The sequence below is a fragment of the Citrobacter sp. TBCS-14 genome (genome assembly GCF_005280805.1).
Taxonomy (GTDB): domain Bacteria; phylum Pseudomonadota; class Gammaproteobacteria; order Enterobacterales; family Enterobacteriaceae; genus Citrobacter; species Citrobacter gillenii.
This window is the reverse complement of the sequence record NZ_SZWM01000185.1, coordinates 192,507-211,421: the sequence shown is the minus strand read 5'-3', so window position 1 is coordinate 211,421 and position 18,915 is coordinate 192,507. Positions and strand designations below refer to the sequence as shown.

The 18,915-nt window shown below is 54.1% G+C and carries 15 protein-coding genes, 1 tRNA gene and 1 pseudogene; 8 read left to right on the top strand and 9 right to left on the bottom strand.

The features are described from left to right. The first annotated feature begins 134 nt into the window (after nucleotides 1-134). From potG to rlmC, 5 genes are read left to right on the top strand one after another with little or no spacing between them, the layout of a single operon-like run. Nucleotides 135-1,268, top strand: a complete 1,134-nt coding sequence (gene potG / locus FDX22_RS09670; protein WP_096757707.1) for a putrescine ABC transporter ATP-binding subunit PotG — start codon at nucleotides 135-137, stop codon at nucleotides 1,266-1,268. A 9-nt stretch (nucleotides 1,269-1,277) separates the two neighbouring features. Then, nucleotides 1,278-2,231: a putrescine ABC transporter permease PotH gene (gene potH / locus FDX22_RS09665; RefSeq protein WP_146717111.1), complete on the top strand. Its 954-nt coding sequence runs from the start codon at nucleotides 1,278-1,280 to the stop codon at nucleotides 2,229-2,231. Beyond that, the gene (gene potI / locus FDX22_RS09660) at nucleotides 2,228-3,073 is read left to right on the top strand and encodes a putrescine ABC transporter permease PotI (protein WP_096757705.1); all 846 of its coding nucleotides are present in this window, start codon (nucleotides 2,228-2,230) and stop codon (nucleotides 3,071-3,073) included. The genes potH and potI overlap by 4 nt, the downstream gene beginning before the upstream one ends. Nucleotides 3,074-3,109: 36 nt before the next feature. Then, nucleotides 3,110-3,619: a YbjO family protein gene (locus tag FDX22_RS09655; protein WP_096757704.1), complete on the top strand. Its 510-nt coding sequence runs from the start codon at nucleotides 3,110-3,112 to the stop codon at nucleotides 3,617-3,619. A 40-nt stretch (nucleotides 3,620-3,659) separates the two neighbouring features. Then, complete coding sequence (gene rlmC, locus FDX22_RS09650; RefSeq protein ID WP_146717110.1) at nucleotides 3,660-4,787, top strand: 23S rRNA (uracil(747)-C(5))-methyltransferase RlmC; 1,128 nt, start codon at nucleotides 3,660-3,662, stop codon at nucleotides 4,785-4,787. Between the two features lie 137 nt (nucleotides 4,788-4,924). Here the strand turns inward: rlmC and FDX22_RS09645 are convergent. The 3 genes from FDX22_RS09645 to FDX22_RS09635 form a co-directional block, all read right to left on the bottom strand. Beyond that, a tRNA-Ser gene (locus FDX22_RS09645) sits at nucleotides 4,925-5,012 on the bottom strand. Nucleotides 5,013-5,160: 148 nt separating this feature from the next. Further along, nucleotides 5,161-5,838 carry an isochorismatase family protein gene (locus FDX22_RS09640; RefSeq protein WP_137362364.1) on the bottom strand — a complete coding sequence of 226 codons (678 nt, stop codon included), beginning with the start codon at nucleotides 5,836-5,838 and terminating at the stop codon, nucleotides 5,161-5,163. A 16-nt stretch (nucleotides 5,839-5,854) separates the two neighbouring features. Next, a complete protein-coding gene (locus FDX22_RS09635) occupies nucleotides 5,855-6,715 on the bottom strand; it encodes a pirin family protein (protein WP_146717109.1) in 861 nt (286 codons plus the stop codon). Between the two features lie 108 nt (nucleotides 6,716-6,823). On the opposite strand from FDX22_RS09635, the gene FDX22_RS09630 reads away from it, so the two are divergent. Further along, a complete protein-coding gene (locus FDX22_RS09630) occupies nucleotides 6,824-7,735 on the top strand; it encodes a LysR family transcriptional regulator (RefSeq protein ID WP_146717108.1) in 912 nt (303 codons plus the stop codon). Between the two features lie 78 nt (nucleotides 7,736-7,813). Here the strand turns inward: FDX22_RS09630 and infA are convergent, their stop codons facing one another. The 6 genes and pseudogenes from infA to trxB form a co-directional block, all read right to left on the bottom strand. After that, the gene (gene infA, locus FDX22_RS09625) at nucleotides 7,814-8,032 is read right to left on the bottom strand and encodes a translation initiation factor IF-1 (protein WP_002211347.1); all 219 of its coding nucleotides are present in this window, start codon (nucleotides 8,030-8,032) and stop codon (nucleotides 7,814-7,816) included. Then, nucleotides 7,960-8,317 (bottom strand): annotated as a pseudogene (locus FDX22_RS09620) (hypothetical protein). The gene infA and the pseudogene FDX22_RS09620 overlap by 73 nt, the downstream one beginning before the upstream one ends. Beyond that, nucleotides 8,318-9,022 (bottom strand): leucyl/phenylalanyl-tRNA--protein transferase, encoded by a 705-nt coding sequence (gene aat / locus FDX22_RS09615; protein WP_096757699.1) that lies wholly within the window; start codon nucleotides 9,020-9,022, stop codon nucleotides 8,318-8,320. 43 nt (nucleotides 9,023-9,065) lie between these two features. Then, entirely contained in the window at nucleotides 9,066-10,787 is a 1,722-nt protein-coding gene (gene cydC / locus FDX22_RS09610; protein WP_146717107.1) for a cysteine/glutathione ABC transporter ATP-binding protein/permease CydC, read from the bottom strand. Further along, nucleotides 10,788-12,554: a cysteine/glutathione ABC transporter permease/ATP-binding protein CydD gene (gene cydD, locus FDX22_RS09605; RefSeq protein ID WP_137362367.1), complete on the bottom strand. Its 1,767-nt coding sequence runs from the start codon at nucleotides 12,552-12,554 to the stop codon at nucleotides 10,788-10,790. A 114-nt stretch (nucleotides 12,555-12,668) separates the two neighbouring features. Then, on the bottom strand, nucleotides 12,669-13,637 hold the full coding sequence (trxB, locus tag FDX22_RS09600; RefSeq protein ID WP_096757696.1) for a thioredoxin-disulfide reductase: 969 nt from the start codon (nucleotides 13,635-13,637) through the stop codon (nucleotides 12,669-12,671). 583 nt (nucleotides 13,638-14,220) lie between these two features. Between trxB and lrp the strand changes: the two genes are divergently transcribed. Next, entirely contained in the window at nucleotides 14,221-14,715 is a 495-nt protein-coding gene (lrp, locus tag FDX22_RS09595) for a leucine-responsive transcriptional regulator Lrp (protein WP_000228473.1), read from the top strand. Between the two features lie 134 nt (nucleotides 14,716-14,849). After that, entirely contained in the window at nucleotides 14,850-18,857 is a 4,008-nt protein-coding gene (gene ftsK, locus FDX22_RS09590) for a DNA translocase FtsK (protein ID WP_146717106.1), read from the top strand. Nucleotides 18,858-18,915: the final 58 nt, after the last annotated feature.

Below are 18,915 nucleotides of genomic sequence, written 5' to 3'. Positions count from 1 at the left end.
GCGTCAGGGAGATGACCCGGCGGCGCGTAAGTCCGCCGGGACACCCGAACCCTGAACACTCATAACCCGGCAATACGCACCATGCTGGTGCGTTATTTGCACTGTTTCTTTGTTTTATGCCGGAGAGCACTCACGTGAATGATGCGACCCCCCGCCCACAGGCGAAGACCCGCAAAGCGCTAACCCCGCTGCTTGAAATTCGTAATCTGACCAAGTCTTTCGATGGCCAGCACGCCGTCGATGACGTCAGCCTGACTATCTACAAAGGCGAAATATTTGCCCTGCTGGGTGCCTCCGGCTGCGGCAAATCAACCCTGCTGCGCATGCTGGCGGGCTTTGAACTGCCGACCACCGGGCAAATTATGCTCGATGGTGTCGATTTAGCACACGTCCCGCCGTATCTGCGCCCGATTAATATGATGTTTCAGTCCTACGCGCTGTTCCCACATATGACGGTGGAGCAGAACATTGCCTTTGGCCTGAAGCAGGACAAGTTGCCGAAAGCTGAAATTACCAGCCGGGTCAACGAGATGCTGGGCCTGGTGCATATGCAGGAATTTGCCAAACGCAAACCGCATCAGCTTTCCGGCGGTCAGCGACAGCGTGTGGCGCTGGCGCGCAGCCTGGCAAAACGTCCTAAACTGCTGCTGCTGGACGAACCGATGGGGGCGCTGGATAAAAAGCTACGTGACCGCATGCAACTGGAAGTGGTCGATATCCTCGAACGTGTGGGTGCGACCTGTGTGATGGTAACGCACGATCAGGAAGAAGCCATGACGATGGCGGGGCGTATTGCGATCATGAATCGCGGCAAGTTCGTGCAAATCGGCGAACCTGAAGAGATTTACGAGCACCCGACCACCCGCTATAGCGCGGAATTTATTGGCTCGGTAAACGTGTTCGAGGGGCTACTGAAAGCGCGTCAGGAAGACGGCCTGATCATTGACTCTCCGGGGCTGGTCCATCCGCTGAAAGTCGATGCTGATGCCTCCATCGTTGATAACGTCCCGGTGTACGTCGCGCTGCGTCCGGAAAAAATTATGCTCTGTGAGACTCCACCGGCAGATGGCTATAACTTTGCGGTGGGGGAAGTGGTGCACATTGCCTATCTCGGTGATTTGTCGGTGTACCACGTGCGTTTAAAAAGCGGCCAGATGTTGAGTGCCCAGCTACAAAACGAACATCGCTACCGTAAGGGGCTACCGACCTGGGGCGATGAGGTGCGTTTGTGTTGGGATGCGGACAGTTGCGTAGTGTTGACGGTTTAAGGAGTGAAAATGCGTACACTTGAACCTCCGGCGCGCGTGGACAACGCGAGCCGTTTCACGCTGTTTATGTCGCGGATGCAGATGAGGCATGGGCGCAAGGTGGTGATTGCGCTGCCGTATATCTGGCTGATTCTGCTGTTTTTGCTGCCATTTTTAATCGTTTTTAAGATCTCTTTTTCTGAGATGGCGCGGGCGATACCCCCGTATTCTGACCTCATCTCATGGGCAGACGACCAGCTCTCCATCACGCTCAATGTTGGCAACTTCCTGCAACTGACGGCTGACCCGTTGTATGTTGATGCTTACCTGCAGTCGTTGCAGGTGGCGGGGATTTCGACGATCTGCTGTTTGCTACTGGGATATCCACTGGCATGGGCTGTGGCACACAGCAAACCGTCAACGCGGAATATTCTGCTGTTGCTGGTGATCCTGCCTTCCTGGACCTCGTTTTTGATTCGCGTGTATGCCTGGATGGGGATCCTGAAAAATAACGGGATCCTGAATAATTTTCTGATGTGGCTGGGAATTATCGATCAGCCGCTGACGATCCTGCACACCAATCTGGCGGTCTATATCGGGATTGTTTATGCATATTTGCCGTTTATGGTACTGCCGATCTACACCGCGTTGACACGTATCGACTATTCGCTGGTGGAAGCGGCGCTGGATCTTGGGGCCCGACCGCTGAAAACGTTCTTTAGCGTGATCGTGCCGTTGACCAAAGGCGGGATCATCGCAGGCTCAATGCTGGTGTTTATCCCGGCGGTCGGGGAGTTTGTGATCCCTGAACTGCTGGGCGGGCCGGACAGCATTATGATTGGCCGTGTGTTGTGGCAGGAGTTTTTCAATAACCGTGACTGGCCGGTGGCGTCGGCTGTGGCCATTATTATGCTGCTGTTATTGATTGTGCCGATCATGTGGTTCCATAAATATCAGCAAAAAAGTGTGGGGGAACACGGATGAATAATTTACCCGTCGTTCGCTCACCGTGGCGTATTTTTATCCTGGTCATAGGGTTCACTTTCCTGTACGCGCCGATGCTGATGCTGGTTATCTATTCGTTTAACAGCTCCAAACTGGTGACGGTCTGGGCAGGGTGGTCAACGCGCTGGTACGGTGAATTGCTCCACGATACTGCAATGATAAGCGCTGTCGGGATGAGTTTGACCATTGCTGCTTGTGCGGCGACGATGGCGTCGATCCTCGGCACGATTGCTGCGGTGGTGCTGGTGCGCTTTGGTCGTTTCCGGGGTTCGAATGGCTTTGCCTTTATGATAACAGCGCCGCTGGTTATGCCGGATGTCATCACCGGCCTGTCGCTGTTGTTGCTGTTTGTTGCCATGGCGCATGCTATTGGCTGGCCGGCAGATCGCGGGATGTTAACCATCTGGCTGGCGCACGTCACTTTCTGTACGGCGTATGTGGCGGTCGTTATCTCCTCGCGTTTGCGCGAACTGGATCACTCCATCGAAGAAGCGGCGATGGATCTTGGCGCCACGCCGCTGAAGGTCTTCTTTGTCATCACGCTGCCGATGATTATGCCGGCGGTGATTTCCGGCTGGCTGTTGGCTTTCACCCTGTCGCTTGACGATCTGGTGATCGCCAGCTTTGTTTCCGGTCCTGGGGCGACGACGTTGCCGATGCTGGTGTTCTCCAGCGTACGTATGGGGGTTAATCCAGAAATTAACGCGCTGGCGACGCTGATTCTTGGCGTGGTAGGAATTATCGGATTTATCGCGTGGTACCTGATGGCCCGGACAGAAAAGCAGCGGTTGCGCGATATCCAGCGTGCAAGACGCGGCTGAAAAAACTAAAATCTGCCAACCTCTACTCGGTGCAGCATGTGGCGCTGCACCGTTTTCACGGAAGACGACGCGTTGGGATTTTTTAAGAAATCATCCACATCACATGCTCGCTTAAACGTTCCTGCTTTAGTGCAGGTGGCGGCGCTCGCTATTATTATGATCCGCGGCCTCGATCTGTTGATGATTTTCAATACGTTGGGTGTGAGCGGGACAATGGCATTTATCCAGCGTAGCGTGCAGACCTGGAATTTAACGCTGGTGTTTTTAAGCAGTCTGATACTGGTGTTTATCGAAATTTACTGTGCCTTTTCATTGGTCAAAGGACGTAACTGGGCGCGCTGGATTTATCTGTTTACCCAGGTGGTGGCCTCCGGTTATTTGTGGGCGGCATCGTTAGGTTATGGTTATCCCGAGCTGTTCAGTATTGCGGGTGAATCGAAGCGTGAAATTTTTCGCACGCTGGTGATGCAGAAATTACCGGATATGCTGGTGCTGTTGTTGCTGTTTGTTCCGGCATCCAGTCGACGGTTCTTCCGTCTGCAATAATGTGTATAATCTTCGCCCCGGTTAATTTGAAGGTTTTCTTATGCAGTGCGCTCTTTATGACGCCGATCGCTGTCGTTCCTGTCAGTGGATAACACAGCCCGTTGGCGATCAACTCCGTGCAAAAATGGCCGATCTCCAGACTCTTCTTGCCGACTATTCGGTCGGGGAGTGGTGCGCGCCCGTCGTTGGCCCGGAGAGCGCTTTTCGTAATAAAGCCAAAATGGTGGTGAGCGGTAGCGTGGAAAAACCGCTGTTGGGCATGCTGCATCGTGACGGTACACCTGAAGATTTGTGCGACTGTCCGCTTTATCCTGCCTCATTTGCGCCGGTATTTGCCGCACTAAAACCCTTTATCGCCCGTGCCGGGTTGACGCCTTACAACGTAGCGCGTAAGCGGGGCGAACTGAAATATGTGCTGTTAACGGAAAGCCAGTTTGACGGCGGTATGATGCTGCGTTTTGTCTTACGCTCAGAGGCCAAGCTGAGCCAACTGCGCGCGGCGTTGCCGTGGCTGCAGGCGCAGTTACCGCAGTTAAAGGTGATAACGGTCAATATCCAACCAGTGCATATGGCGATTATGGAAGGGGAGACAGAAATCTTCCTGACGGAGCAGCAGGCGCTGGCTGAACGTTTTAATGATGTACCGCTGTGGATCCGCCCGCAGAGTTTCTTTCAAACCAACCCGGTAGTGGCTGAGCGTTTGTATGCCACGGCTCGCGATTGGGTGCGTCAGCTTTCGGTCAACCATATGTGGGATCTGTTTTGCGGTGTTGGCGGTTTTGGCCTGCATTGCGCTACGTCGCAGATGAAACTGACGGGTATCGAGATCGCACCAGAGGCGATCGCCTGTGCGAAACAATCTGCGCAGACGTTGGGGTTACAGAATCTGCACTTTCAAGCGCTCGATTCGACCCAATTCGCGACGGCACAGGAAGACGTTCCGGATCTGGTGCTGGTGAACCCTCCGCGTCGGGGCATTGGTAAACCCCTGTGTGATTATCTTTCCCACATGGCACCGCCGTTTATCATCTACTCCAGCTGTAATGCGCAAAGCATGGCGAAGGATATTGGCGAGCTGCCAGGCTATCGCATAGAACGGGTTCAACTTTTCGATATGTTCCCGCACACCGCGCACTATGAAGTATTGACGCTGCTCAGCCGACAATAGTTTCTTTTCTTCGCAGGGAATGCCTGATGACGCTTCGCTTGTCAGGTCTAAGGATGGATGCGGGTTGTTGGCCGCATTCGGTAAATGCAATAGACGAAAAAAAAGCCCGTACTTGCGTACGAGCTCTTTCTCAAATGTGGCGGTGAGAGAGGGGTTCGAACCCTCGATACGTTGCCGTATACACACTTTCCAGGCGTGCTCCTTCAGCCACTCGGACACCTCACCGTATTGTATTGCTGCCTGACCGCTTGGGGGGCAACGGGGCGCTACTATAGGGAGTTGCGCTAAAACGGTCAAGCAGAATTTACGTCTTCACTCTCGTTTGGTTACGCAATAGACATATTCTGCGCCCGGACAGGCGCAGAGAACATGATTAGCGCTGAGAGTCCAGTTTTTCACCGCTGGTGACAACTTCCTGAGCCTTGCTGTAGCTTTCGATCAGCAGCTGATAGGCCGGGAAGATTTTGGTATACACTTCCGCCCATTCAGCGGCATCTTCCCGGTTCCAGGTCCGCTGTATTTCAGACGCAACGGCTGCGGTATCCATTGGCACCACGCCTGCCTGTACCACTCGCGCCAACGTGATTTCCTGCGCCATCTTGCTGTAAGTGCCGGAAGCGTCAATGACGGCAAACACTTTATACCCTTCCGCTACCGCGCTGATGGCCGGGAAAGCCATGCAAACGCTGGTAATGGTACCGGCGATAATCAGCGTTTTACGACCCGTTGCTTTGACGGCTTTAACAAAGTCTTCGTTATCCCAGGCGTTGATCTCGCCTTTGCGCGCCACGTACTGAGCATGGGGCGCATTGGCGTGGATTTCCGGAATCAACGGGCCGTTGGGTCCCTGTGGAACGGAGGCGGTGGTGATCACCGGCATCTTCGCCAGGGTGGCTATTTTTGCCAGCGCAGCGGCACGGGCACGCAGTTCGGGCATTGGCATATCACCGACGGTCTGAAAAAGACCGCTCTGGTGATCGATAAGCAGCATCACGGCATCATCTACGTCGATAACCGGGCGTGAACCATTAAAATTTGCAGGACTGGACATCGTATTCTCCTTCGCTTTAGATTTGGCCAAAACGGCCGGAGTTGAAATCGCGTACGGCTTCGGCGATCTCTTGTTTTGTGTTCATCACAAACGGACCGTAACCGACAATGGGTTCATTTAACGGTTCGCCTGACAGCAGCAGCACGCTGGCGTCGCTACTGGCCTCGATATGTAGGGTTTTACCCTGCTGGCTTAATACCACCAGCTGCGCCTCACCCGCGGAGGTGGCACCGTTGATGGTGATCGTGCCTTTCAGCACCACCAGCGCAGTGCTCCATCCTTCCGGTTGGGACAGCGTGACCGGGCGATTACTTTGCAGGCGTATGTCCCACACATTTAACGGTGAGAAGGTATGCGCGGGGCCTTTCGTATCCTGATAGCTGCCCGCAATCACGCGCACGGTACCTGCGTTATCTGGCAGGTCGACGGTGGGAATAACGTCGCTGCTGATGCCCTGATAACCCGGCACGGTCATTTTGTCTTTGGCTGGCAGGTTGACCCACAGCTGGACCATTTCCAGCTCGCCGCCCTTACGGGTAAATTCCGGCGAATGAAATTCTTCGTGTAAAATCCCGGCCCCTGCTGTCATCCACTGCACATCGCCTGGACCGATAATGCCGCCGCGCCCGGTTGAGTCGCGATGTTCAACTTCACCGCTGTAAACAATGGTCACTGTTTCAAAACCACGGTGCGGGTGCTCACCGACGCCGCGCTTTTCATTACCCGGTGTAAAGGTATGCGGACCCGCGTAATCCAGCAGCAGGAACGGACTGAGCTGCTCAGCATGAGACTGGTAAGAGAACATCGAGCGAACTGGAAATCCATCGCCAACCCAGTGTGGGCGAGGTGCGGTATAGACGCCTGTTACGTGTTTCATATGTATCTCCTCAGTGGCGTTATCTTGATGTGAATAAGCTTATATCCATGACAGCGAGCTGAGTAGTGGCTAAAATAGTCCTCACCGTCTCATTAATAGGACAATAAGATGACGAAGCTGGATCTCAATGATTTCGCATGGTTTGTGCATGTTGTCGAAGAGGGAGGATTCGCAGCAGCAGGCCGTGCGCTTGATGAGCCCAAATCCAAACTCAGTCGGCGTATTGCGCAACTGGAGGAGAGACTGGGGGTGCGTTTGATTCAGCGAACAACCCGACAGTTTAATGTCACGGAGGTCGGACAGACCTTTTACGAACACTGTAAGGCGATGTTGGTGGAGGCGCAGGCGGCGCAGGATGCCATTGCGGCGTTGCAGGTTGAGCCACGTGGCATTGTTAAACTGACGTGCCCGGTGACGCTGTTGCATGTCCATATCGGCCCCATGCTGGCCCGGTTCATGGCGCGTTATCCGGATGTTGCAGTACAGCTTGAAGCCACGAATCGCCGCGTCGACGTCGTCGGAGAAGGTCTGGATGTGGCGATTCGCGTCCGACCTCGTCCTCTTGAAGACAGTGATTTGGTCATGCGGGTGCTTGCTGACAGGGGGCACCGGCTGTATGCCAGTCCGCGATTGGTTGAGCAGATGGGGACATTACACGCCCCAGCAGAGCTGACCCGTTGGCCCGGGCTGAGTCTGGCGGCGGGGAAACATGTTCATCGTTGGGAGTTGTTTGGCCCACAGAGTGCCCGCGCGGAAGTACATTTTATGCCGCGTATGATCACCACAGATATGCTGGCGCTGCGCGAGGCCGCGGTTGCCGGGGTAGGCGTGGTGCAACTCCCGCAGTTAATGGTCAAGGATCAATTAGCCGCAGGGGAGCTGGTGGCATTGCTGGATGGCTGGGAACCGAGGCGGGAGATTATTCACGCGGTCTTTCCATCGCGTAGGGGGTTATTGCCCTCGGTGCGCGCATTAGTGGATTTCCTGACGGAAGAATATGCACGCATGATTGAGGACTAAAGCCTCAAATTTGGCCCACAAAAAAGGCCGGATATACCGACCTTTTATTATCTGGACGCCAGTCTGGCGTGAAAAAAATCAGCGACTACGGAAGACAATGCGGCCTTTGCTCAGGTCGTACGGGGTCAGTTCAACAGTCACTTTGTCTCCCGTCAGGATGCGGATATAGTTTTTACGCATTTTACCGGAGATGTGTGCAGTAACCACGTGACCGTTTTCTAACTCTACGCGGAACATGGTATTAGGTAACGTATCGAGAACGGTACCCTGCATTTCAATATTGTCTTCTTTGGCCATCTAATCCTCTGGGGTATCACTACCGTAATTTGAACCGGCAAGATAATGCCGAAGTTCTTTTAATAAGTAAAGATTTGCGCGATTAAAATACAGCAAATCAAGTTTGGCGCATTACTCTATCCACACACGGCAAAGCCGCACTTAAAGCGCAACGTGTAAGGGAACGATGAGATAAACGATAGGCGTTGCCTGACGCGAACTGTTCCTTAACGGCGGCGGGGTAATGGGCTAAACCAACTCTGCGACGCAATTATAACACCCCGACAAAAAATGTGCCGAAAACATTCACTCCTGAGGTAAAAATAACGTCCGCGGTACCCAAAAATGGCTGGGTAACCGCTGCTGGCGCAGTCTGCTCAAGTGTTCAAGGTACTCCCGACGCGGCGTTTCGACGGCGCCCAGCGACGCTGTATGTCCATTTAACACCTGACAGTCAATTAACTTCCCACCCTGCTGGCTAAATTCAGCGCAAAAAACAAGCAACGCGGTTTTCGAGGCATTTTCCTGACGACTGAACATTGATTCACCGCAGAAGAGCGTGCCTTGCGAAACGCCGTACATACCGCCGACTAATTCATTGTGCCGCCACACTTCAATGGAATGCGCGTGCCCCAATTCATGCAGGCGGTGGTAAGCGTCAACAATATCACGCGTTATCCAGGTCCCTTCTTCGCGGTCATTGGCACAACCTTCAATCACCTGACCAAAGGCGTAATTTAACGTGACACGATAAGGTGAGTGTTTATGAAAACGCTTCATGCTACGGCTAAGATGAAATGTCTCAGGCCACAAAATGGCGCGCGGATCGGGCGACCACCAAAGGATTGGGTCGCCAGGAGAAAACCACGGAAAAATACCGCGCTGGTACGCCATAAGCAGACGGGCAGGGCTGAGATCGCCACCCAGCGCTAACAAACCGTTAGGTTCGCGTAACGCGCCTTCCGGTGACGGGAAGGCGATAGAATTGCGGGACAGTTGCACCAGGCGCATGACAGCGAAACTCCACTACGCGAGTCGATCGTTCAATAATAGCTTACAGACGTTGCTTAAACTGGTAATAACGCCCCTGCCTGGCTAACAGATCTGCGTGATTACCTTGCTCAATAATGTGTCCGTTGTCCATCACTATTATTTGATTAAAACGCGATAGCCCGCGCAGGCGATGCGTCACCATCAATACCGTTTTATCTCGCATGACATCACTAATCAATTCAAGCATTTGACTTTCGGTGGTAGCGTCCAGTCCTTCGGTAGGTTCATCCAGCAGCATCAGCGGGGCATCGTGGAGTACCGCGCGAGCGATTGCCAGACGGCGGAGTTCGCCGCCGGAAAGCTGACGACCCCCTTCACCTAACCAGGCGTTGAGACCATCATCTTCCAGCAGTTTTTCCAGACCAACGCGGCACAGTATTTCGGATAATGCGTCATCACTGGCCTGCGGCGCGGCCAGCAGCAGGTTGTCGCGTAATGTGGCGCTAAACAGGTGCACACGTTGCGGCACGACGCTGATGCTTTGACGCAGCGTTGACTCACTCAGAGTTGAAATCGGACGGTCGTTAAACAAAATTTCACCGTGTTGCGGGTTCCAGGCGCGGGTCAGCAGTTGTAGCAGGGTGGACTTTCCACAGCCGGTGCGGCCGAGAATCGCAACATGCTCGCCGGGTTTTGCTTGCAGGGAGAGGGTATCCAGCGCATTTTGCGCCTGGCCCGGGTAGCTGAAACAAACGTCGCGCAGCGTGAGGGTAATCGGCTCAGAAACTGTCGATCCTGCGTCGGGGAAAGTGACTTCCGGTTTTTGTTCCGTCAGTTCTGTAATGCGCAGGGCAGAGGCGATCACTTGACCGAGGTGCTGAAATGCACCCGTTACCGGGGCCAGGGCTTCAAATGCGGCCAGTGCGCAGAACACAAACAGCGCAATCAGCGCACCTGGCTGGGTATTGCCTCCCACGCCGCCCGAGGCCATCCAGAGCATCACGATGACGGCCAGTGCGCCAATCAGCAGCATTAGGGCCTGAGACAGCGCCGTTAATTCGGACTGGCGACGCTGAGCTTCGTGCCACTGTAACTCTGTGGCTTCCATTTGTGCTCGATAGCGAACACTTGCGCCAAAAATGGTCAGCTCGGCCTGGCCCTGCAGCCAGGATGTCAGCTGTTGGCGATATTGCCCGCGCAGGTGCGTCAGGTTTTGCCCGGTGCGTTTTCCGGCCTGATAAAACAGCGGAGGCAAAATAAACAAGGTCAGCAGCATGATGCCACCGAGGGTGATGGCCAGCGTGAGATCGAGCACGCTCAGACCCAGCGTCACCACCATAATCACGACAAATGCCCCAACCAGCGGAGAGATGACGCGCAGATAAAGGTGATCAAGCGTATCGACATCCGCAACGATGCGGTTAAGCAGTTCACCCTGGCCATAACGGGCCAGACCCGCCGGAGAGAGTGGCAGCAGCTTACTAAATGTATAAATACGCAGGTGCTGCAACACGCGGAATGTCGCGTCGTGACTGACCAGTCGCTCGAAATAACGACCTGCGGTACGGGTGATCGCCGCACCGCGCACGCCGGCAGCGGGGAGCATATAGTTAAAACTGTAAATCCCGGTGACGCCAACCACCGCGGAAGCGGAGAGGAACCAACCGGAAAGTGTCAGCAAGCCGATACTGGCTATTAGCGTGATGATCGCCAGAATAATTCCCAGCGTTAACATCCATTTATGACGTTTATACAGCGTCAGATAAGGTAGCAAAGCGCGCATTTAGATGTCCTCCTGACGGTGAGCCAGCAGTGTTGCAAAAGCCCCGTTGGCTGCGCTCAGTTGAGCATAAGTGCCTTGCTCGACGATCTGTCCGTCCTGCATGACCCAAATGGCATCCCACTCGGTAAGGTCTTCAAGCTGGTGCGTGACCATCAGCGTGGTCTGGCGGCGTGATGCTGCATTCAGCGCCTGCATGACGCGCTGCTCGCTGTGCGCATCGAGGCTAGCGGCGGGTTCGTCCAGTAGCATTAGCTGACACGGATTGAGCAAGGCGCGGGCGACGGCAACGCGCTGCGCTTGCCCGACGGAAAGTCGGGCGGCCTGATCGCCGACCGGGGTATCCACGCCCTGAGGCAGTAGAGGTAAAAACTCACTTACCCAGGCGCTGTCGAGCGCGGCCTGAAGCTGTTGCTCGCTGGCATCTGGACGTGCCAGCAGCACATTATCGCGCAACGTTGGGGCAGGAAGCTGTGGGTTCTGTCCTACCCACGACAGCTGTTTTCGCCAGGAGTCAGGGGCCAGGGAGCGAAGCTCAAAACCATTAATTCTCAGCGAACCCTGATACGAGAGAAAACCAGAAAGGGCATTCAGCAGCGAGCTCTTACCGGAGCCGCTACGTCCCACCAGTACCGCGCGCTGACCGGCTGGCAGCGAGAAGTTAAGTGGACCAGCAAGCACTTTACCTTCCGGGGAGGTGATAACCAGATCTTCTGCGGTAATCGAAACCGGCTCTTTTACGGCCAGCTCAATGTCGCCACGTTCAGGATGCGCCAGCGGCGTTTCCATGAACGTTTTCAGGCTGTCTGCGGCACCGACGGCCTGGGCTTTGGCATGATAAAACGTGCCCAGATCGCGCAAGGGCTGGAAAAACTCAGGCGCAAGAATCAGTGCCAGGAATCCAGAGGCTAAGGTAACACCAACGCCATAGTGGCCGAAGTTGAGTTCACCGAGGTACGAGAAGCCAAAGTAAACCGCCACCAGCGCGATGGACAGCGAGGTGAAAAATTCCAGTACGCCGGAGGAGAGGAACGCGAGGCGCAGAACTTCCATGGTGCGCTGGCGAAAATCTTGTGATGCCGCACGAATGCTTTCTGTTTCCGCTTCGCCGCGACCAAATATTCTTAACGTTTCCATACCACGCAAGCGGTCGAGGAAATGACCGCTGAGTCGGGCTAGCGCCTGAAAGTTACGTCGGTTAGCATCAGCAGCGCCCATACCGACCATTGCCATAAACATGGGGATTAGCGGTGCAGTGCCAAGCAGGATAAGGGCGGCTATCCAGTTAGACGGGAAAATGGCCGCGACAATCAAAATGGGGACGCAGACGGCAAGCGCCATTTGCGGCAGATAACGCGCGTAGTAATCATGCATATCGTCAATCTGCTCGAGCACCAACGTGGCCCAACTTCCGGCTGGTTTACCCTGGATCCACGCGGGGCCTGCCTGTTGCAGACGGTCCAGAACCTGACGGCGAATTTCAAAACGAATGTGCTGTCCCGCGTGAAAACCGACCCGCTCACGTAGCCAGACCACCCATGCACGCAGGATGAAAATCAGCACTAATACGATGAAAGGGAGCAGAAGGGCTTCGCGGGGAATATTATCCATGATCATGTGATCAAGAATGCGTGCCAGGAGCCAGGCCTGAGCGACAATTAACAGGCCGCTGACGAAGCCTAACAGGCGTGAAATATTCAGCCAACGCTGGGAAATGACACTTTGCTGTTTTAACCAGCGTGTTAGCTCTTTTTGACGGGTTTTATTCATTGCTCGCTTAGCAGGTGAGTTATAGGAATTTTTAGGCAGGACAATGTTACAACGGGGCAAAAATAAAGGCGACTGATAGTCGCCTTTTTTACTTTTGTTACTGATTTGTAAAACTTATTTGCAGGCGTCAGCCAGACCGTCGAGATAACGCTCTGCATCAAGGGCTGCCATACAACCCGTACCTGCAGAGGTAATCGCCTGGCGATAAATATGGTCCATCACGTCACCGGCCGCGAACACGCCTGGAATGCTGGTTTGCGTCGCATTACCGTGAATGCCGGACTGAACCTTGATGTAGCCGTTTTCCAGCTCAAGCTGGCCTTCAAAAATCGCGGTGTTCGGGCTGTGACCAATGGCGACAAACAGTCCTGCAACGTCCAGAGACTCGACGTTATCGGTGTTTTGGGTATCACGCAGACGCAGTCCAGTGACGCCCATCTGATCGCCGGTCACTTCTTCCAGCGTACGGTGCGTGTGCAGCACGATGTTGCCGTTTTCGACTTTATCCATCAGGCGCTTGATAAGGATTTTTTCTGCACGGAAGCTGTCGCGACGGTGAATCAAATGCACTTCAGAGGCGATATTCGCCAGATACAACGCTTCTTCTACAGCCGTGTTGCCACCGCCGATAACCGCTACCTTCTGGTTGCGATAGAAGAAACCGTCACAGGTCGCACAGGCAGAAACACCGCGACCTTTAAACGCTTCTTCAGACGGTAAGCCAAGGTAGCGAGCGGAAGCGCCGGTGGCGATAATCAACGCATCGCAGGTGTACTCGCCGCTGTCGCCGGTCAGACGGAACGGACGGTTCTGCAGATCAACCTTGCTGATGTGATCAAAAATGATTTCCGTCTCAAATTTTGTCGCATGCTCATGCATACGTTCCATCAGCAGTGGGCCCGTAAGATCGTGCGGGTCGCCAGGCCAGTTTTCGACTTCCGTCGTCGTGGTCAACTGACCCCCTTTTTCCATACCGGTAATCAGTACCGGTTGCAGGTTTGCGCGTGCAGCATAGACCGCAGCGGTATACCCGGCAGGGCCTGAACCCAGAATAAGAAGTTTACTGTGTTTGGTCGTGCCCATGAGATCCCCATAGTTGTTGGCAGGCAATGACTGGATTGTAGGGAATTTGCAGGCGTAAAAAAAGAGTATGGCAATTTTGTTAACAATTTGTGCAATAGCGGGAGCCGATGATCGGCCAGACAGGCGGCAAGGACGTCAACCAACGCACAGGTAACATGAAGTATGACGGGACATAACGATTTCTACTTAAAATCGGCCAGTTATAAGGCGATAAAATGACGATTTTCCATCACTCCCAATGAATAACTGGCATGTTGTACTAAAAATCGATGTTTTGCTTTGACAATCCCCTGCTGTTTTGCGAAAACATTCAAGGAAGAAAAAAACTGTGTCGTGTGTGTGCTGCATAATCATGCATCCAGATACCATGTTTACCGAGTTAGCGAAATCTACGCATGGTGTGGACAGATGCCATTCGTGATGTCGATAGCCGCCGACAGGCAACGGTCTTCTCACCATAAACCCAGACATTTCACACCGTAAATCCCTCTGGGTTTCGGGTATTGTGATGGGTAGCGACTCTGAACAGTGATGTTAGAAGGGTCAGGCAGGAGTAGGGAAGGAATACAGAGAGACAATAATAATGGTAGATAGTAAGAAGCGCCCTGGCAAAGATCTCGACCGTATCGATCGTAACATTCTTAATGAGCTGCAAAAGGATGGGCGTATTTCTAACGTCGAGCTTTCTAAACGAGTGGGACTTTCACCAACGCCCTGCCTTGAGCGTGTGCGTCGGTTAGAAAGACAGGGATTTATTCAGGGCTATACGGCGCTGTTAAACCCGCATTATCTGGATGCATCACTTCTGGTTTTTGTTGAGATTACTCTGAATCGTGGCGCACCGGATGTCTTTGAGCAGTTCAACACTGCAGTGCAAAAACTTGAAGAAATTCAAGAGTGTCATTTGGTTTCCGGTGATTTCGACTACCTGCTGAAAACACGCGTACCGGATATGTCAGCATACCGCAAGCTATTGGGGGAAACCCTGCTGCGTCTGCCTGGCGTGAATGACACACGTACTTACGTGGTAATGGAAGAAGTTAAACAGAGCAATCGTCTGGTAATTAAGACGCGCTAACACGGAACAGGTGCAAAATCGACGTAGTTTGATTACACTCCTGTTAATCCATACAGCAACAGTGCCGGGGCAACCCGGTGCTGTTGTCCGTTTTAGCATCGGGCAGGAAAAGCCTGAAACCTGGAGAGCCGTTTTTGAGCCAGGAATACACTGAAGACAAAGACGTCACATTGACGAAGTTAAGCAGCGGGCGCCGACTTCTGGAAGCGCTACTGATCCTTATTGCCCTTTTTGCCGTCTGGTTGATGGCTGCCTTACTCAGCTTTAACCCTTCGGATCCCAGCTGGTCGCAAACCGCGTGGCACGAGCCTATCCACAATCTTGGGGGAATACCCGGAGCATGGTTGGCGGACACGCTGTTCTTTATTTTTGGCATCATGGCCTACACCCTACCTGTGATCATTGTTGGGGGCTGTTGGTTTACCTGGCGACATCAGGCCAGTGACGAGTACGTTGACTATTTCGCCGTATCGCTGCGCATCATTGGCGTTCTGGCGCTCATTCTTACCTCTTGCGGACTGGCGGCAATCAATGCCGATGATATCTGGTATTTCGCGTCTGGCGGCGTGATTGGCAGTCTGCTCAGTACCACGCTACAACCTCTGCTGCATAGCAGCGGGGGAACACTCACACTATTGTGTATCTGGGCGGCAGGTCTGACGTTGTTTACCGGTTGGTCATGGGTGAGCATTGCGGAAAAACTGGGCGGCTGGTTACTCAATATCCTGACCTTTGCCAGTAACCGCACTCGTCGTGACGATACATGGGTCGATGACGAAGAATATGAAGACGATGAAGAGTCCGTCGACATCGCCGAAGGAAAACCGCATGAATCACGCCGGGCGCGTATTCTTCGTGGGGCATTAGCACGTCGTAAGCGGCTGGCCGAGAAGTTCACCAATCCGCTTGGTCGTCATACCGATGCTGCGCTGTTCTCCGGTAAACGGATGGATGACGAAGATGAAATTGAATACAGCGCCCGTGGTGTTGCCGCCGATCCGAATGATGTTCTGTTCTCGGGTAATCGCGCGACGCTGCCTGAATATGATGAGTTCGACCCGCTGCTAAGTGGTCACTCGGTGACTGAGCCTGTGACAGCCGCAGCAGCAGCCACGGCGACCGCGCAGGCCTGGAGTGCGCCAGCCGATCCTTTAATGCAAGCTCCGCTGGTTTCCGGTGGCGTTCCTGTTCAGCCTGCACCGACTGCTGCATGGCAACCTGCGCCAGCGCCACAGGTGGCTGAGCCGGTTGTGACTCCTGCCTACGAAGGTTATCCGCAGCCTGCACAATATACTCAACCGACGGCACAGCCTTATGAGCCGTGGCAGCAGCCCGCACCGGTTGAGCCTCAGCCGCAATATGCTGTGCCGCCCGTTGTCGAACCTCAATACCAACAGCAGGTAGCTCCGCAGCCGCAAATGCAGCCGCAGTGGCAGCCGCCTGTTCCAGAACAAAGCTGGCAGCAACAGCCGGTACAGCAGCCGGTTCCTTCACCGGATCCTGTTTATCACCCGCAGCCGGCTTACCAGCAGGAATCCACATTCCAGCAGCCTGCGTCTCAGCAGCCGCCTGCTTTCGTGCAGGAGCCTGTTGTTGAGCAACCGCCGGTTGTCGAGCCTGAACCGGTTGTGGAAGAGACGAAACCGGCGCGTCCGCCACTCTATTACTTTGAAGAGGTGGAAGAAAAGCGCGCGCGTGAGCGTGAACAGCTCGCGGCCTGGTATCAGCCCATTCCTGAACCACTGCAGGAACCTGAGCGAATTAAACCGTCAATGCCATCAATGCCAACTGCCGCATCTATACCGCCGGTTGAATCCGTCGCGGCCGTCGCGCCGCTGGCTGCCGGAGTGAAAAACGCCGCAATGGGCGCTGGGGCCGCTGCTGTTGCTGCACCTGTGTTTAGTCTGGCGGGTAGCGGTGCGCCGCGTCCACAGGTGAAAGAAGGCATTGGTCCGCAGTTGCCGCGTCCAAATCGCGTCCGTGTGCCAACGCGTCGTGAGCTGGCTTCATATGGTATCAAACTACCGTCGCAACGAATGGCCGAAGAGAAAGCGCGAGAAGAGCAGCTTGATACGGATTATACCGACGATGAAATTGAAGCGATGCAACAGGATGAGCTGGCGCGTCAGTTCGCCCAGTCGCAGCAGCATCGTTATGGTGAAGAGTATCAGGACAATACGCATCAGATTGAGGACGAAGAGTCTGCAGCAGAAGCGGAGTTGGCCCGTCAGTTTGCTTCTTCCCAGCAGCAGCGCTATTCCGGCGAACAGCCTGCGGGCGCTAATCCGTTCTCGTTAGATGACTTTGCTTTCTCGCCGATGAAAGCACTGGTGGATGATGGCCCGCATGAGCCGCTGTTTACCCCAAGCGTTATGCCTGAACCGGAGCCTGTGCCGCAGCAGCATTATCAGCAACCGCCACAACCTGTTGCACCGCAGCAGCATTATCAGCAGGCGCCACAGCCTGTTGCGCCGCAGCAGCATTATCAGCAGCCGCCACAGCCTGTTGCACCGCAGCAGCATTATCAGCAGGCGCCACAACCTGTTGCGCCGCAGCAGCATTATCAGCAACCGTCACAGCCTGTTACACCGCAGCCGCAGGATAGCCTGATCCATCCATTATTGATGCGCAATGGCGACAGTCGTCCTGTTCAGCGTCCAACCACGCTGCTGCCATCGCTGGATCTGCTCACCCCGCCACCGAGTGAAGTTGAACCGGTGGACACCTTCGCGCTGGAGCAAATGGCGCGACTGGTGGAAGCGCGCTTAGCAGATTTCCGTATTAAGGCTGATGTGGTGAACTATTCACCGGGCCCGGTGATAACCCGTTTTGAACTGAATTTGGCTCCGGGTGTTAAGGCTGCACGGATTTCTAACCTCTCCCGAGACCTGGCGCGTTCACTGTCGACCGCTGCGGTTCGTGTGGTGGAGGTTATTCCAGGTAAACCGTATGTTGGGTTGGAATTACCGAACAAAAAACGTCAGACCGTCTACCTGCGCGAAGTGCTGGATAACGCGAAATTCCGTGATAATCCTTCTCCGCTGACCGTAGTGCTCGGTAAAGATATTGCCGGCGAACCGGTTACGGCTGATTTGGCGAAGATGCCGCATCTGCTGGTGGCGGGTACCACGGGTTCCGGTAAGTCTGTTGGGGTCAATGCTATGATCCTCAGCATGCTGTATAAGGCACAGCCGGAAGATGTGCGATTCATTATGATCGACCCAAAAATGCTCGAGTTGTCGGTTTATGAGGGCATTCCGCATCTGTTGACGGAAGTGGTTACAGATATGAAGGATGCTGCCAACGCGTTGCGCTGGAGCGTCAATGAAATGGAACGCCGCTACAAACTGATGTCAGCGCTGGGCGTGCGTAATCTGGCGGGTTACAACGAGAAGATCGCAGAAGCGGATCGTATGGGGCGTCCGATCCCGGACCCGTACTGGAAACCGGGCGATAGCATGGATGTTACCCATCCGGTGCTGAAAAAAGAGCCTTATATCGTTGTCCTGGTCGATGAATTTGCTGACCTGATGATGACCGTCGGTAAAAAAGTGGAAGAACTGATCGCTCGTTTGGCGCAAAAAGCGCGTGCGGCGGGGATCCACCTGGTGCTGGCGACCCAGCGTCCGTCGGTTGATGTGATTACCGGGCTTATCAAAGCCAACATCCCGACCCGTATTGCCTTTACCGTGTCGAGTAAAATTGATTCGCGTACCATCCTTGATCAGTCAGGTGCTGAATCACTGTTAGGGATGGGGGATATGCTTTATTCCGCACCAAACTCGACAATTCCGGTGCGTGTTCACGGTGCTTTTGTGCGTGATGAAGAAGTTCATGCCGTTGTTCAAGACTGGAAAGCGCGCGGCCGTCCGCAATACGTTGAGGGCATCACTTCTGATAGCGAAAGCGAAGGCGGCGGCGGTGGTTTTGACAATGGGGAAGAACTGGATCCGCTGTTTGATCAGGCGGTGAATTTTGTTACCCAAAAACGCAAAGCCTCCATCTCCGGCGTCCAGCGTCAGTTCCGCATCGGTTACAACCGCGCGGCACGTATCATCGAGCAGATGGAAGCGCAGGGGATTGTCAGTGAGCAAGGGCATAATGGTAATCGTGAAGTGCTGGCGCCGCCGCCCTTCGATTGATTGCAAAGTTAAGTAATTCAGTATTTTCTACTTTCCTCATGCTGATTTTTGGCCTGGA